A 17,008-nucleotide genomic window follows, 5' to 3' on the forward strand; every position below is an offset into this window, starting at 1 on the left:
TTGGACCGGCTGGATATCGGCGGGAACGGCGAAGCTGGTGGCGAGTACTTCCCACTGTCGCCCGCGCAGCTGGGTATCTGGTATGCCCAGCACGTCGATCCGCAGGTGCCGATCAACATCGCCCAGTACGTCGACCTCCGGGGTGACCTGGATGTCGACGCGCTCGAGCGTGCCAGCGCCGCCGCTGCCCGGGAGATGGGCTCCGGCTTCCTGAAGATCGTCGAGCGCGACGGTGAGCCGTTCCAGACGGTCGACTTCACCCTCGACGCGACCCTCGAGTACGTGGACCTGCGCGACGCCGAGGACCCCGAGGCGGCCGCGGCCGAGTGGATGCGCGCGGAGTACAGCCGCCCGCTCGACATCGTCGCCGACCGGCTGATCCGCGCGGCCGCGCTGCGCCTGGCGGACTCGCGCTGGTTCTGGTACTCGCGCGCGCATCACATCGCGCTCGACGGCTTCGGCGCGATGACCTTCATGAACCGGATCGCCGAGCTCTACACCGCCGAGGTCACCGGCACCGAGCCGAGCCCGGCCAAGGCGACCGACCTGAAGACCCTCTACGAGTCGGAGATCGCCTACCGCGACAGCTCCCGCTTCGAATCCGACAAGCAGCACTGGGCCGAGCGCGTCGCGGGCCTGGAGGAAGGCTCCAGCCTGGCCGGGCGCTCCGCTCCGCCCGCGCCGGTCAACGGGGTCACCAGCGCGGCATTGAGCCCCGAGCAGGACGCCCTGCTGACCGAGGCCGTCGCCCGCCACGACAATTCCCCGGCGGGCCTGCTCATCGCGGCGTTCGCCACCTACCTGGCGCAGATGACCGGCGCCGAGGACGTGATCCTGAGCCTGCCGGTGACGGCGCGCACCACCGCGGCCATGCGCCGCTCCGGCGGCGCGGTGTCCAACATCGTGCCGCTGCGTCTGCGCGTCGCCCACGACACCACCGTGGCCGAGCTGCTCAAGTCCGTGCAGGTCGAGGTCTCGGGCGCGCTGCGCCACCAGCGGTACCGGCACGAGGACATCCGCCGCGACGCCGCCGGTGACGGTGTGGTGACCACCGAGTTCTTCGGCCCGTGGGTCAACATCATGCTGTTCCACAGCGAGATGACCCTCGGCCCGATGGTCGGCCAGCTGCACGTGCTGTCCACCGGCAGCATCGAGGACCTGGGCGTCAACTTCTACCAGTCGGTGGCGGGCAGCCGTTCGCACATCGACTTCGAGACCAACCCGAACCTCTACAGCGCCGAGGAGGCCGCCGCCCATCACGGCCGTTTCCTGGAGTTCTTCGACCGCTTCCTGGCCGCCGACGCCGCGGCGAAGGTGTGGGAGCTGCCGGTGGTCACCGCCGCCGAGCGCGAGCGGACCCTGGTGGAGTGGAACGACTCCGCCCAGGACGTGCCGGACACCACGCTGGTCGCCCTGCTGGACGCGCAGATTCCGCGCACGCCCGACCGCATCGCGCTGGACTTCGAGGGCGCGACGCTGACCTACGCCGAGTTCGACGAGCGCGTCAACCGCCTGGCCCGGTTCCTGATCGCCGACGGCGTCGGCCCGGAATCGCTGGTGGCCCTCGGCATGCGCCGCTCGCTCGAGCTGGTGATCGGCATGCACGCGGTGCTGAAGGCGGGCGGCGCGTATGTGCCGATCGACCCGGACCATCCGGCCGAGCGCACCGCCTACATCCTGTCCTCGGCCGACCCGGTGTGTGTGCTGACCGTTTCCGGTGACGAGCTCGAGCTACCGGAGTCGGTGCGCCGCGTCGAGATCGACACCCTGGACGTGTCGGCGTACTCGCCGCAGCCGCTGACCGACGCCGACCGGCGCGCCCCGCTGCGCCCGGAGAACACCGCCTACGTCATCTACACCTCGGGCTCCACCGGCCGCCCCAAGGGCGTGGCCGTGACCCATCACGCGATCGTCAACCAGCAGCTGTGGATGCTCGACGAGTACCGGCTGACCGCGGACGACGTGTACCTGCAGAAGACCGCGACCACCTTCGACGTCTCGCTGTGGGGCTACTTCCTGCCGTTGATGGTGGGCGCGAAACTGGTGATCGCCGCGCCCGACGGGCACCGCGATCCGCTCTACGTCGCCGACATGATCGCCCGCCACCGCGTGACCGTCACCGACTTCGTGCCGTCGATGCTGACGGTGTTCGTCGCGCACGCCACCCCGGCGCAGGTGCAGAGCCTGCGCGCGGTGTTCGTCATCGGTGAGGCGCTGCCGCCGGAGACGGCCGCGCAGTTCCGCGCGCTCACCGCCGACGGCGCGGGCCTGCACAACCTCTACGGCCCCACCGAGGCCGCCGTCTCGGTGACGTACTGGGAGGCCACCGCGGCCGACACCGTCACCGTGCCGATCGGCATCCCGGAGTGGAACGTCGAGGTGTACGTGCTGGATTCGCGGCTGCGCCCGGCCGCGATCGGCGCTCCCGGCGAGCTGTACCTGGGCGGTCGGCAGCTGGCCCGCGGCTACCGCGGCAGGCCCGACCTCACCTCGGACCGTTTCGTCGCCAACCCGTTCGGTCCGGCGGGCTCGCGCATGTACCGCACCGGCGACCTGGTGCGCTGGAACGCCGCGGGCACGCTGGAGTACATCGGCCGCACCGACTTCCAGGTGAAGTTCCGCGGTCAGCGGATCGAGCTCGGCGAGATCGAGACCGTCACGCTGGCCCATCCGGCGGTGAGCCAGTCCGCGGTGCTCGTCGTGGACACCGCCACCGGCCAGCAGCTGGTCGCGTACGTGGTGCCCGCCCCCGGCCAGAGCATCGACCCGCTGGAGCTGACCCGCTTCGCCGCCGAGCACCTGCCCAGCTACATGGTGCCCGCCTCGGTGATGGTGCTGGACGCGTTCCCGCTCAACACCTCCGGCAAGCTCGACCGCAAGGCGCTGCCGGAACCGGTGTTCGCCGCCGATGCCGGCTACCGCGCCCCGCGCACCCAGGCCGAGCAGATCGTGGCGAACATCTTCGCCGACGTGCTCAGCCAGGACCGGGTCGGCATCGACGACAACTTCTTCGACCTGGGCGGCAACTCGCTGGTCGCCACCCAGGTGGTGGCCCGCATCGGCGCCGCGTTCGGCACCCAGATCGGGGTGCGCGCACTGTTCGAGACGCCCACCGTGGCCGGTATCGCCGCGCGCGCCGAGCACGCCGCGCCGGCCGAGGGCGGTCGCCCGCCGCTGGTCGCCCAGGAACTGCCGGACCGGGTGCCGTTGTCGCTCGCGCAACAGCGGATGTGGTTCATCAACCAGTTCGACCCGACCGCGCCGACCTACAACCTGCCGTTCGTGGTCCGGTTGCGCGGCAACGTCGACATCGCGGCGTTGAAGGCCGCGCTCAACGACGTGATGGCGCGCCAGGAGTCGCTGCGCACGATCTTCCCCGAGTCCGGGGACGGCGGCTACCAGCAGGTGATCCCGGACGACGAGATCAACCTGGCGATCGCCGTGCAGTCGATCGACGAGAGCGAATTGCCCGCCACCCTGGCCGAATTCGCCGCCACCGGGTTCGACGTGGCGCGCGAGCTGCCGATCCGGGTGCGGATCTTCCGGGTGACCGGCGGGTCCACCAACGGCACCCCCGATCACGCGGTCGCCTTCGTGGTGCACCACATCGCCGCCGACGGCTTCTCCTTCGGCCCGCTCTCGCGTGACGTCGCGGCCGCCTACCTGGCCCGCGCCGCGGGCGAGGCGCCGCAGTGGGCGCCGCTGCCGGTGCAGTACCAGGACTACAGCATCTGGCAGCGGGAGCTGCTTGGCTCGGAGTCCGATCCGGAGTCGATGGCCGCGCGCCAGATCGCCTACTGGCGGCGGCAGCTGGCCGGGCTGCCCGATCAGCTCGAGCTGCCCACCGACCGCCCGCGTCCGCCGGTGCAGAGCTTCCGCGGCGCCACCACGCATTTCGAGATCGACGCCGAACTGCACGCGGAGCTGGCGCAGCTGGCCCGCGCCCAGGGCGTGAGCCTGTTCATGGTCGTGCACGCCGCGCTGGCGGTGCTGATGGGCAGGCTGTCGGGTACCACCGACGTCGCCATCGGCACCCCGATCGCGGGCCGCGGCGAGCAGGCGCTCGACGACCTGATCGGCATGTTCGTCAACACCCTGGTGTTGCGCTCGGACGTCGACGGCGGCCAGCCGTTCACCGAATTCCTCGCTCGCACACGGGAAACCGATCTGCAGGCGTTCGCGCACGCCGACGTGCCGTTCGAGCGGTTGGTCGAGGTGCTCAACCCGACCCGCTCGCAGGCGCGGCACCCGCTGTTCCAGGTGATGCTGTCGTTCCAGGAGATGGCGCACGGCACCCTGGAGCTGCCCGGCCTGACGGTGAGCGCCGCCGAGGTCGAGGTGCCCATCGCCAAGTTCGACCTGCTGTGGACGCTGACCGAGCAGCGCGCGAGCACCGGTGCGCCCGCGGGCATCTCGGCGGTGCTGTCCTACGCGACCGATTTGTTCGACCGGGCCACGGTCGAGGAGTTCAACCACCGATTCCTGCGGGTGCTGCGCGCGGTCACGCGCGAGGCGAGCACGGCGGTCCGCGACATCGAGATCCTCGATGCCGCCGAGCGCGAGACGGTGCTGACCGGCTGGAACCGCACCGCGCACGAGGTGCCGCCGGTCACCACGGTGATCGAGCTGTTCGACGCGACCGCGCGCAGGCGCGCCCATGCCACCGCGCTGCTCTTCGATCCGGGCGAACGCTCCGAGGGCGAGTACGGCCCGGCGGCCGCGCTGACCTACGGCGAGTTCGCCGCGCGAGTGAATCGGCTGGCGCGCAAGCTGATCGAGGAGGGCGTCGGCCCCGACACCCTGGTCGCGGTCGGCATCCGGCGTTCGTTGGACATGCTGGTCGCGGTGTACGCGGCGGTGGCCGCGGGCGGCGGCTACGTGCCGATCGATCCCGATCACCCGGCCGAGCGCACCGAGTACGTGCTGGCCAGCTCGCGCCCGGTGGTGCTGCTGACCACCTCCGGCGACGACGTGACCGGCGGCGACTGCCCGGTGCTGCACGTCGACACCCTCGACCTGGACGGTTACCCCGACGGCCCGATCGACCCGGCCGAACGGCGCGGCGTGGTGCGCCCGGAGAACACCGCCTACGTGCTCTACACCTCCGGCTCCACCGGCCGTCCGAAGGGCGTGGCGGTCACCCATGCCGCGATGGTCAACCAGATGGCGTGGAAGATCGCCGAGAGCGGTCTCGACGAGACCGACGTGGTGCTGCACAAGACGCCGTTCACCTTCGACGCCTCGGTGTGGGAGCTGTTCGCCACGCTGATCGTGGGCGCCCAGGTGATCGTGGCGGCGCCCGACGGTCACCGCGACCCGCTCTACCAGTCCGAGGTGATCTGGCGGCACCAGGTCACCATGACCTCGTTCGTGCCGTCGCTGCTGTCGGTGTTCGCCTCCACCGCGCCCGCGGCCGAATGCAGCTCGCTGCGCGCGATCTTCGTCGGCGGCGAGGCATTGACCTCCTCCACGGTGGCGCTGTTCCGCAGGCTCAGCCCGGCCACGGTGGTCAACCTGTACGGCCCCACCGAGTTCACCGTCAACGCCACCTCGTGGCGGGTGATCGACAACGGCGGCGGCGCGGTGCCGATCGGCCGCCCGGTGTGGAACGCGCGCGCCTACGTCCTCGACGAGGCGCTGCGCCCGGTGCCCGCCGGTGTCGCGGGTGAGCTGTATCTGGGCGGCGCGCAGATCGCGCGCGGCTACCACGGCAGGCCCGACCTGACCGCCGAGCGGTTCGTCGCCGACCCGTTCGGCGCGCCCGGCGAGCGGCTCTACCGAACCGGTGACCTGGTGCGCTGGAACCGCAACGCGCACAGCGAGTTCGGGGTGCTCGAGTACATCGGCCGCACCGACTTCCAGGTGAAGTTCCGCGGCCAGCGCATCGAGCTCGGCGAGATCGAGGCGGCGCTGCTCGAGCAGCCCGCGATCAACCAGGCCGTGGTGCTGGTGATCGACACCGTCGCAGGCGATCAGCTCGTCGCCTACGTGGTGGGCGCGGGCGAGATCGACACCGAGGAGGTCAAGACCGCGCTGCGGCGCAGGCTGCCCGCCTACATGGTGCCCTCGGTCGTGGTGGCGCTGCCGGAGTTCCCGCTCAACGCCTCGGGCAAGCTGGACCGCAAGGCGCTGCCCGCGCCGGTGTTCGAGGTGCGCGAATTCCGCGCTCCCACCACCCCGATCGAGGAGATCGTCGCTCAGATCTTCGGCGAGGTGCTCGGCCTGCCGCGGGTCGGCGTGGACGACGACTTCTTCGATCTGGGCGGCAACTCGCTGATCGCCACCCAGGTCGCCTCCCGCCTCGGCATCGCGCTGGACACCCGCGTCCCGGTGCGGATGCTGTTCGAGGCCAGCACCGTGGCGGCGCTGGCCGCGCGGGTGGAGTCGCAGGCCGGTGACGGCGCCCGCAAGGCGCTGGTCGCCAAGGACCGGCCCGAGCAGGTGCCGCTGTCGCTGTCGCAGCAGCGCATGTGGTTCCTCAACCGCTTCGACGGCTCCAACGTCGCCTACAACATCCCGGTCGCCATGCGACTGTCCGGCGATCTGGACATCGCCGCGCTACAGGTCGCCGTCATCGACGTCATCGACCGGCACGAGTCGCTGCGCACGGTCTTCCCCGAGACCGAACACGGCCCGGTGCAGGTGGTGCTCGACGCCGCCCAGATCGTGCCCGACCTCACCCCCTACCGGGTGACCGAGGAGACGCTGATCGACCACCTGGTCGACCTGGCGTCGGTGGCCTTCGACGTCACCAGCGAAGTGCCGCTGCACGCGCGCCTGTTCGAGATCAGCGAGTCGGAGTACGTGCTCGGCATGGTCGTGCACCACATCTCCGCCGACGGCTGGTCGATGGTGCCGCTGGCCCGCGACGTGATGCTGGCCTACGCCGCGCGCACCTCCTGGGAGGCGCCGGCCTGGACCGAACTCCCGGTGCAGTACGCCGATTACGCGCTGTGGCAGCGCGAGGTGCTCGGCTCCGAGGACGACCCGCAGTCGCTGATCTCGAGCCAGATCCGGTACTGGACCCGCCAACTGGCGGATCTGCCCGACGAACTGGTCCTGCCCGCCGACCATCCGCGTCCGGCGGCCGCCTCCTACCGGGGCGGCACCTACCCGTTCGTGATCTCCGAGGAGACCCAGCGCGCGCTGGTCGAGCTGGGCAGGCGCTACAACGCCTCGCTGTTCATGGTCATGCACAGCGCGCTGGCGGTGCTGCTGGCCCGCGCGAGCGGCACCTCGGACATCGCCATCGGCACCCCGGTCGCCGGCCGCGGTGAGGCCGCCCTCGACGACCTGATCGGCATGTTCGTCAACACCCTGGTGCTGCGCACCGAGGTGTCGGGCTCGGCGAGCTTCGCCGACCTGCTGAACCAGGCCCGCGAGACCGACCTGCAGGCGTTCGCGCACGCCGACGTGCCGTTCGAGCGGCTGGTCGAGGTGCTCAACCCGGCTCGTTCGCAGGCCAGGCATCCGCTGTTCCAGGTGATGCTGGCGTTCCAGAACACCAAGCAGGCCACCCTGCAGCTGCCCGGCCTGTCGGTCAGCGGCATCGATTACGACGCCGGGCTGGCCAAGTTCGACCTGCAGCTGACCCTGCAGGAGGCGCAGGACGAGCGCGGCGAGCCCGCGGGCATGTCGGCCGAGTTCTCCTATGCCCTCGATCTTTTCGAGGAGCCAACGGTCGCGGCGTTCGCGCGCCGCCTGGACCGGGTGCTGGCGGCCGTGGTGGCCGACCCGGACGTGCCGATCGGCGACATCGATCTGCTCGCGCCAGAGGAGCACGCCCGGGTGCTCGTCGACTGGAACGACACCGCGCACGAGGTGCCCGCGGCAACGCTGGTGTCGCTGTTCTACGCCCAGGTCGAGGCGACCCCCGACGCGGTCGCGCTGGTCTACGCCGACGAGCAGCTGACCTACCGCGAGCTGCGCGAGCGGTCCGCCCGGGTGGCCCGCGACCTGATGGCCGCGGGTGTCGGCCCGGAATCGTTGGTGGCGTTGGGCATCCGTCGTTCGACCGAGCTGGTCGTGGCGATGTACGCGGTGCTGCAGGCCGGTGGCGCGTACGTGCCGCTCGACCCGGATCAGCCCGCCGACCGCATCAACCACATCCTCGACACCGCCCGGCCCGCGCTGGTGCTGACCACCCGCCGCGACAACTTCGCCGACGTGGTCGCGGACGCGGTGCCGACGCTGTTCGTGGAGGATCTGCCCGCCGACGCCGCGACCAGCGGCGCGCCGATCACCGATGCCGAGCGGCCGGCGCCGCTGCGCCCCGGCAACACCGCCTACGTGATCTTCACCTCCGGTTCGACGGGCCGACCGAAGGGTGTGGCGGTCGGTCATGCCGCGATCGTGAACCGGCTGCTGTGGATGCAGGCGCAGTACCCGATCGGTGCCGAGGACGCGGTGTTGCAGAAGACCCCGGCGACCTTCGACGTGTCGGTGTGGGAGTTCTTCTGGCCGTTGCAGACCGGCGCCCGGTTGGTGGTCGCGAAGCCGGACGGCCATCGCGATCCGGTGTACCTGGCTCAGATCATCGCCGAACAGGGCATCACCACCGCGCATTTCGTGCCGTCGATGCTGGCGGTGTTCGTCTCCACCCTCGGCAACGACAACGGTGATTCGCCGCTGCCCGCGCCGCGGTTGCGGCAGGTGTTCGCGTCGGGTGAGGCGTTGCCTGCGGCGACGGCGCGGCGGTTGTGTGAGTTGACCGGTGCGCGGTTGCATAATTTGTATGGTCCGACCGAGGCTGCGGTGGATGTCACTTATCACGAGGTGACGGCTGCGGATGTGGTGTCGGTGCCGATCGGTCGTCCGGTGTGGAACACGCGGGTGTTCGTGTTGGATGCGCGGTTGCATCCGGTGGCGCCGGGTGTTGCGGGTGAGTTGTATCTGGCTGGTGATCAGCTGGCGTTGGGGTATTTGGGTCGGCCGGATTTGACGGCGGATCGGTTTGTGGCGAATCCGTTCGGTGGTGTGGGTTCGCGGTTGTATCGCACCGGTGATCTGGTGGCGTGGACGAAGTCCGGTGAGTTGGAGTATTTGGGGCGTACGGACTTCCAGGTGAAGTTGCGTGGTCTGCGGATCGAGTTGGGTGAGATCGAGGCGGCGTTGTTGGCGCAGCCGGGTGTTGCTCAGTCGGTGGTGGTGGTGCGTTCGGATCCGCATGCCGGTGATCAGCTGGTGGGTTATGTGGTGGCGGGGTCGGATGCGTCGGTGGATGTGGCTGCGGTGCGGGCTGGGTTGTCGGCGGTGTTGCCGGGGTACATGGTGCCTGCGGCGATTGTGGTGTTGGATGCGTTCCCGACGAATGCGTCGGGCAAGTTGGACCGCAAGGCCCTCCCCGCCCCCGTCTTCGAGGCCAAGACCTTCCGCGCGCCCTCGACCCCCATCGAGGAGATCGTCGCCGACATCTTCGCCGACCTGCTCGGCGTGGAACGCCTCGGCGTGGACGACGACTTCTTCGCCCTCGGCGGCAACTCGCTGGTCGCCACCCAGGTCGCCGCCCGGCTCAGCAAGGCGCTCGACACCGAGGTCGGTGTGCGCACGCTGTTCGAGGCGCCGACCGTCGGCGCCCTCGCCGCGCGGGTCGAATCGCACGCCGGAACCGGTGTGCGCCAGGCACTCACGGCCGTCGGCAGGCCCGAGCATCCGCCGCTGTCGCTGGCCCAGCAGCGCATGTGGTTCCTCAACCGCTTCGACACCGGGCCCGACGCGGGCGGAGCGGCGAGCACCTACAACATCCCGGCCGCGGTGCGGCTGCGCGGTCTGCTCGACGTGGCCGCGCTGCGCGGCGCCGTCGCCGACGTGGTCGCTCGCCACGAGACCCTGCGCACCGTGTACCCCTCACACGAGGGCGTCGCCTACCAGCGGGTGCTGCCCGCCGCCCGGGCGATTCCGGAGGTCGACGTGGTCGAGACCGCCGAGCAGGACCTGCTCGGCCGGCTCTACGACTTCGTGAACGCGGGCTTCGACGTCACCGCCGAACCGCCGGTGCGCCTGCGCATCTACGAACTCGGCGAACGCGACTACGTGCTCGCGCTCGTGGTGCACCACATCGCCGCCGACGGCTTCTCCATGCGGCCGCTGGTGCGCGACCTGATGACCGCCTACGTGGCGCGCACCGGCAACACCGAGCCGGGCTGGTCGCCGCTGGACGTGCAGTACATCGACTTCGCGCTGTGGCAGCGCGAGACGCTCGGCGACGAGGAGGACCCGACCTCGCTCATCGCCCAGCAGCTCGACTACTGGCGCACCGCGCTGGCCGACCTGCCCGACGAACTGCGCCTGGTGCACAAGCCGCGCCCGAACGTGGCCTCCTACCGGGCGGGCACCCACCGCTTCCGCGTGCCCGGCGAGCTGATCGACAGGCTCAACCGCGTCGCGCACGCCAACGGCACCACCCTGTTCATGGTCGTGCACGGCGCCTTCGCGACGCTGCTGTCGCGGCTGTCCGGCGCCGACGACATCGCCATCGGCATCCCGGTCGCGGGTCGTGGCGAGCAGGCGCTCGACGACCTGGTCGGCATGTTCGTCAACACCCTGGTGCTGCGCACCCAGGTGGACACCGCCACCCCGTTCACCGACCTGCTCGCGCAGGTCCGCGAGCGCGACCTGGCCGCCTTCGCGCACGCCGACGTGCCGTTCGAGCGGCTGGTGGAGGTGCTCAACCCGGCCCGGTCCCAGGCGCGGCACCCGCTGTTCCAGGTGATGCTGTCGTTCCAGAACCTCGGCCGCACCTCGCTGGAACTGCCCGGCCTGACCGTCGAGGAACTGGGCATCGACCCGCCGACGGCGAAGTTCGACCTGCAGCTGACGCTGAGCGAGATCCCCGGCGCCGAGGCCGAGATGGACGCCGAACTGGTCTACGCCACCGACCTGTTCGACGCCGGCTACGCCGACGCCTTCGCCGCCCGCTTCCTGCGGGTGCTGCACGGCGTCGCCGCCGCCCCCACCGCCGCCGTCGGCGACATCGAACTGCTCGACACCGCCGAACGTGAACTGGTGCTGCGGCGCTGGAACGACACCGAATTCGCCGTCGACGCCGCGCTCACCTCGCCGGTGGGCGACTCCGCGGCGACCCTGGTCGCGCTGTTCGAGGCCCAGGTCGCCCGCACCCCCGACGCGGTCGCGCTCACCTTCGAGGGGACCAGTCTGACCTATGCCGAGTTCGCGAGCCGGGTGCACCGGCTGGCGCGCTGGCTCAAGGACAACGGCGTCGGCCCGGAATCGTATGTCGCACTGGGAATCCGGCGCTCGCTGGATCTGCTGGTCGGCATGTACGCGATCAGCGCCGCCGGTGGCGCCTACGTGCCCATCGATCCGGACAACCCGGCCGAACGCATCGAGCACATCCTCGAGACCGCGGGACCGGTCTGCGTGCTGACCTCCGGGTCCGACCTCGACGTCACGCTGTCGCGGCAGGTCCGCATCGACCGGCTCGACCTGTCCGGCTACTCCGACGCGCCGCTCACCGACGCCGACCGGCACCGGCCGCTGCGCACCGGCAACACCGCCTACGTCATCTTCACCTCGGGTTCCACCGGCCGCCCCAAGGGCGTTGCGGTGAGCCACGCGGCGATTGTCAACCGCCTGGTCTGGGGCCACGCCCAGTACGGGCTGGCTGCCGACGACGTCGTGCTGCAGAAGACTCCCGCCACCTTCGACGTGTCGGTGTGGGAGTTCTTCTGGCCCTTGCAGGTCGGCGCGCGCCTGGTGATCGCCAAGCCCGACGGCCACCGCGACCCGGCCTACCTGGCGCAGCTGATCATCGACGAGCACATCACCACCGCGCACTTCGTGCCCTCGATGATGTCGCTGTTCGTGGTGGAGCCCCGCGCCGCCGAATGCACCGGCCTGCGCAACGTCTTCGCCTCCGGTGAGGGCCTGCCCGCGGTCACCGCGCAGCGGCTGCGCGAGCTGACCGGTGCCCGCCTGCACAACCTGTACGGGCCGACCGAGGCCGGCGTCGAGGTGACCTTCCACGAGGTCACCGACGCCGACACGGTGACCGTGCCGATCGGCGCCCCGGTGTTCAACACCCAGGTGTACGTGCTGGATTCGCGCCTGCGGCCGGTGCCGGTCGGCGTGCCCGGCGAGCTGTACCTGGCCGGCGCGCAGCTGGCCTACGGCTACGTCACCCGCCCGGATCTGACCACCGAGCGCTTCGTCGCCGACCCGTTCGGGTACGGCGTGCGCATGTACCGCACCGGTGACCTGGTGGCCTGGACGGCCGACGGCGAGCTGGAGTACCTGGGCCGCACCGACTTCCAGGTGAAGCTGCGCGGCCTGCGCATCGAACTCGGCGAGATCGAGGGCGCGCTCACCGCGCTGCCCGCCGTCTCCCAGTCGGTGGTCGTGGTCCGCCACGACGAGCGCACCGGCGATCAGCTGGTCGCCTACCTGATCGCCGAGCCGAACTACACCATCGACGTGGACGCGGTGAAGGCGGCGCTGTCGACGCAGCTGCCCGCCTACATGGTGCCCGCGGCCTTCGTGGTGCTCGACGCGTTCCCGCTCAACGCCTCCGGCAAGCTGGACCGCAAGGCGCTGCCCGAGCCCACCTTCGAGGCCAAGACCTTCCAGGCGCCGGTCACCCCGGTGCAGCAGATCGTCGCCAGCGCCTTCGGTGACGTGCTCGGCATCGACCGCGTCGGCCTGGACGACGATTTCTTCGCCCTGGGCGGCAACTCGCTGGTCGCCACCCAGCTCGCCGCCCGCCTCGGCGCCGCGCTGGACACCCAGATCCCGCTGCGCACCCTGTTCGAGGCGTCCACCGTGGCCGCGCTGGCCGCGAAGGTGGAGTCGGCCACCGGACAGGGCGGTCGCGCACCGCTGACCGCCCAGGAGCGACCCGCGCCGGTGCCGCTGCCCGACGGGCAGACCGCGCAGCTGGTGCCGCTCTCGCCCGCCCAGCAGCGGATGTGGTTCCTCAACCGGTTCGACAACCGCACCGGGGTCAACAACATCCCGGTCGCGGTCCGGTTGACCGGCGCGCTCGACGCCGCCGCTCTGCAGGCCGCGATCCGCGACGTGGTCGCCCGCCACGAGACCCTGCGCACCGTCTACCCCGAGGTCGACGGCGAGGGCTACCAGCGCGTGCTGCCCGCCGACGAAGCGCCCGTGGACCTGGTCACCGAATGGGTGCCCGCGTCCGAGGCGCCGCGGCGCGTGGTGGAGCTGGCGAGCACGTGGTTCGACGTGACCGCGGAGATCCCGTTCCGCGCCACCCTGCTCACCCTCGACGAGCGCAGCAACCTGCTGGTGCTGGTCATGCACCACATCAGCGCCGACGGCTTCTCGCTGCGGCCGCTGCTGCGCGACATCGTCGTCGCCTACACCGAGCGTGTCGGTGGCGAGGCGCCGAACTGGGCACCGCTCGAGGTGCAGTACGCCGACTACACGCTGTGGCAGCGCGGCGTGCTCGGCGCCGAGGACGACCCGGAATCGGTGGCTGCCGCCCAGATCGCCTACTGGACCGAGCAGCTGCGCGATCTGCCCGATCAGATCGAGCTGCCCGCCGACCGGCCGCGCCCCGAGGTGGCCTCCAATGCCGGTGCGCTGCACCACTTCACCGTGGACGCGCAGCTGCACCGCGCGCTGGAGGACGTCGCCCGCGCGCACGGGGTCACCCTGTTCATGGTCGTGCACGCCGCCCTGGCGACCTGGGCCGCGCGCCTGTCCAACAGCACCGACATCGCGATCGGCACCCCGATCGCGGGCCGCGGCGAACGCGCGCTCGACGACCTGGTCGGCATGTTCGTCAACACCCTGGTGCTGCGCAACGAGATCGACCTCGGCGCGAAGTTCAGCGACCTGCTCGAGCAGGTGCGCCGTACCGACCTGGCCGCGTTCGCGCACGCCGACGTACCGTTCGAGCGGCTGGTCGACGTGCTCAGCCCGGCCCGCTCGCAGGCCCACCACCCGCTGTTCCAGGTCGGCCTGACCTTCGAGGCGGCCTCGGCCACCGAGGCGGGCACCGTCTCGCTGTCCGGCCTCGACCTCGACATCGTCGATTTCGACGCGGGGACGGCGAAGTTCGACGTGCAGCTGACCGTCGGCGAGGCCGCGGGCGGCGCGCTGGCGATGTCGTGGAACTACGCCACCGAACTGTTCGATCCCGAGACGGTGGCCGCCTTCGCCGACCGGCTGGTGCGCATCCTGCGCAGCGTCGCCGAGGACCCCGCCGTCGTGGTGGGCGACATCGACCTGCTCGGCGAGCCCGAGCGGCTCGACGTCGCGCAGCGCTGGGTGTCCGCGGGCGCCGACGGCGGCGCCGCGCGGTTCGCCGACGCCACCCTGGTGTCGCTGTTCGACGAGATGGCCGCCGCGCATCCGGAGCAGGTCGCGGCGAAGTTCGGCGCCGACGCGCTGACCTACGCCGAGCTGGACCGGCGCGCGAACGTGTTGGCGCGCAGGCTGATCGAGGACGGCGCCGGCCCGGAGAAGCTGGTCGCGGTGTTGCTGCCGCGCTCGCTGGACCTGGTGGTCGCGCTGCTGGCGGTCGTGAAGACCGGTGCGGGTTACGTGCCGATCGATCCGGCCTACCCGGCCGAGCGCATCGCCTACGTGCTCGCCGACGCGCGCCCGGCGGGCGTCGTGCTGGACTCCACCGTCGAGGCCGAGATCCCGGCCGGGCTGCCGGTGATCACCGTCGACGGCTTCGGGGTCGAGACCGGCGACATGGCGGATGCCGACGACGCGCCGATCACCGACGCGGACCGGCTCGCGCCGCTCTCGCCGGACAACGTCGCCTACGTCATCTACACCTCCGGGTCGACCGGCCGTCCGAAGGGCGTCGCCGTCGCGCACCGCAACGTGGTGCGGCTGCTGGCGAACACCGACCGCGACTTCGGGTTCGGGCCGCAGGACGTGTGGACGCTGTTCCACTCCTACGCCTTCGACTTCTCGGTGTGGGAGCTGTGGGGTCCGCTGTCGTTCGGCGGCACGGTCGTGGTGGTGGACTACTACACCTCGCGCTCGCCCGAGCAGTTCCTCGAGCTGTTGCGCGCCGAACGGGTGACGGTGCTCAACCAGACGCCGTCGGCGTTCTACCAGCTGGCCGAGGCCGACCGCACCGCCGCGCCCGGCGCCGCGCCGCTGTCGCTGCGCTATGTGGTGTTCGGCGGTGAGGCGCTGGAGCTGCGCCGCCTGTCGGACTGGGTCGCCCGGCACGGTGATGCCTCGCCGGTGCTGGTGAACATGTACGGCATCACCGAGACCACGGTGCACGTGTCCTACCGGGCGCTGGACGCGGCGACGATCGCGTCCGCGTCGGGCAGCATCGTGGGCCGCGCGATCGCGGGCCTGCGGGTGTACGTGCTGGACAACCGGCTGCGGCCGGTGCCGGTGGGCGTCGCCGGTGAGATATATGTGGCCGGCCCGCAGCTGGCGCGCGGCTACCTGGGCCGCCCCGACCTGACCGCCGCCCGGTTCGTGGCGAACCCGCTGGGCGAGGCGGGGGAGCGGCTCTACCGCTCCGGTGACCTGGCGCGCTGGAACCGCTTCGGCGAGCTCGAGTACCTGGGCCGCGCCGACGACCAGGTGAAGGTGCGCGGTTTCCGCATCGAGCTGGGCGAGATCGAGGCCGCCGTGCTGGCGCAGCCGGGCATCGCGCAGGCCGCGGTGATCGTGCGCGAGGACCAGCCGGGCGACCAGCGGATCGTCGCCTATGTCGTGGCCGAGCCCGGGGTCACCCCGGACCTGGACGCGGTGCGCTCCGGCGCGGCCGAGCAGCTGCCGTCCTACATGGTGCCCTCGGCGCTGGTGCGGCTGGAGTGGATCCCGCTGACCGTCAACGGCAAGCTGGACCGCCGTGCCCTGCCCGCGCCCGCGGTGCAGGCCAAGGCATTCCGCGCACCGGTCACCCCGGTGCAGGAGGCGGTCGCCGCCGTCTTCGCCGAGGTGCTCGACGTGCCGCGGGTCGGCGTCGACGACGACTTCTTCGAACTGGGCGGCAACTCGCTGATCGCCACCCGGGTCGCCGCCCGCATCGGCGCGGCGCTGGGCACCACGGTCCCGGTGCGCACCCTGTTCGAGGCCTCCACCGTGGAAGCGCTCGCCGCGCGGGTGGAATCGCACACCGGCGGGCCGGCGGTCGCGCGCCTGGCCGCGCGTCCGCGCGCTGCGGGCGAGCTGGTGCCGCTGTCCTACGCGCAGCAGCGCATGTGGTTCCTGAACAAGTACGACACCTCCTCGGCGGCCTACAACCTGCCGATCGCCATCCGGCTGACCGGCGCGCTGGACGTGCCCGCGCTGCGGCTGGCGCTGGCCGACGTGGTGCGCAGGCACGAATCGCTGCGCACCCGCTACCCCGAGCACGGCGGCACGCCCGTGCAGGTGGTGGTTCCGGCCGAGCAGATCGAGATCGACCTGCGTCCGGTGGCCGTCGCCGCCGACGAGTTGCTCGAGACGGTGACCGAGTTCGTCGGCACCGGCTTCGACGTGGCCGAGGAGGTGCCGTTGCGCACCCGCCTCTACGCGGTGTCCGGCGCCGACGAGCACGTGCTCGTGGTGGTGGTGCACCACATCGCCGCCGACGGCTTCTCGATGGGTCCGCTGACCCGCGACGTGATGACCGCCTACGGCGCCCGCACCCAGGGGGCGGTGCCCGGCTGGGCGCCGCTGCCGGTGCAGTACGCCGACTTCGCGCTGTGGCAGCGCGAGGTCCTCGGCGCCGAGGACGATCCGGAATCGCTGCTGGCGCGCCAGGTGGCGTACTGGCAGCGCGCGCTCGCCGGGGTGCCCGACGAGCTGACCCTGCCCACCGACCGGCCGCGCCCGGCGGTGGCCTCGCACCGCGGCGCCACGCTGTCGGCCGAACTGCCCGCCGAGCTGATCCGGGCGCTCGACGACGTCGCGCGCCGGCACGGCGCGTCGCTGTTCATGGTCATGCACGGCGCGCTGGCCGTGCTGCTGGCCCGGCTGTCCGGCTCCGACGACATCACCGTCGGCACCCCGATCGCCGGACGCGGTGAGGCCGCGCTCGACGAGCTGGTCGGCATGTTCG

General features: G+C 71.4%; 1 protein-coding gene (only partly in view). It reads left to right on the plus strand.

Annotated elements, in window-relative coordinates; genetic code table 11:
• A protein-coding gene (locus AMO33_RS32685) for a non-ribosomal peptide synthase/polyketide synthase (protein ID WP_255266220.1) crosses the window boundary here: on the plus strand, nucleotides 1–17,008 show its 5' portion. Its footprint extends 11,156 nt past the window's final position; 17,008 of the gene's 28,164 nt are visible here — the first part of the coding sequence; its start codon is at nucleotides 1–3; its stop codon lies beyond the right edge, outside the window.

The sequence above is a fragment of the Nocardia farcinica genome, assembly GCF_001182745.1.
GTDB lineage: Bacteria > Actinomycetota > Actinomycetes > Mycobacteriales > Mycobacteriaceae > Nocardia > Nocardia farcinica.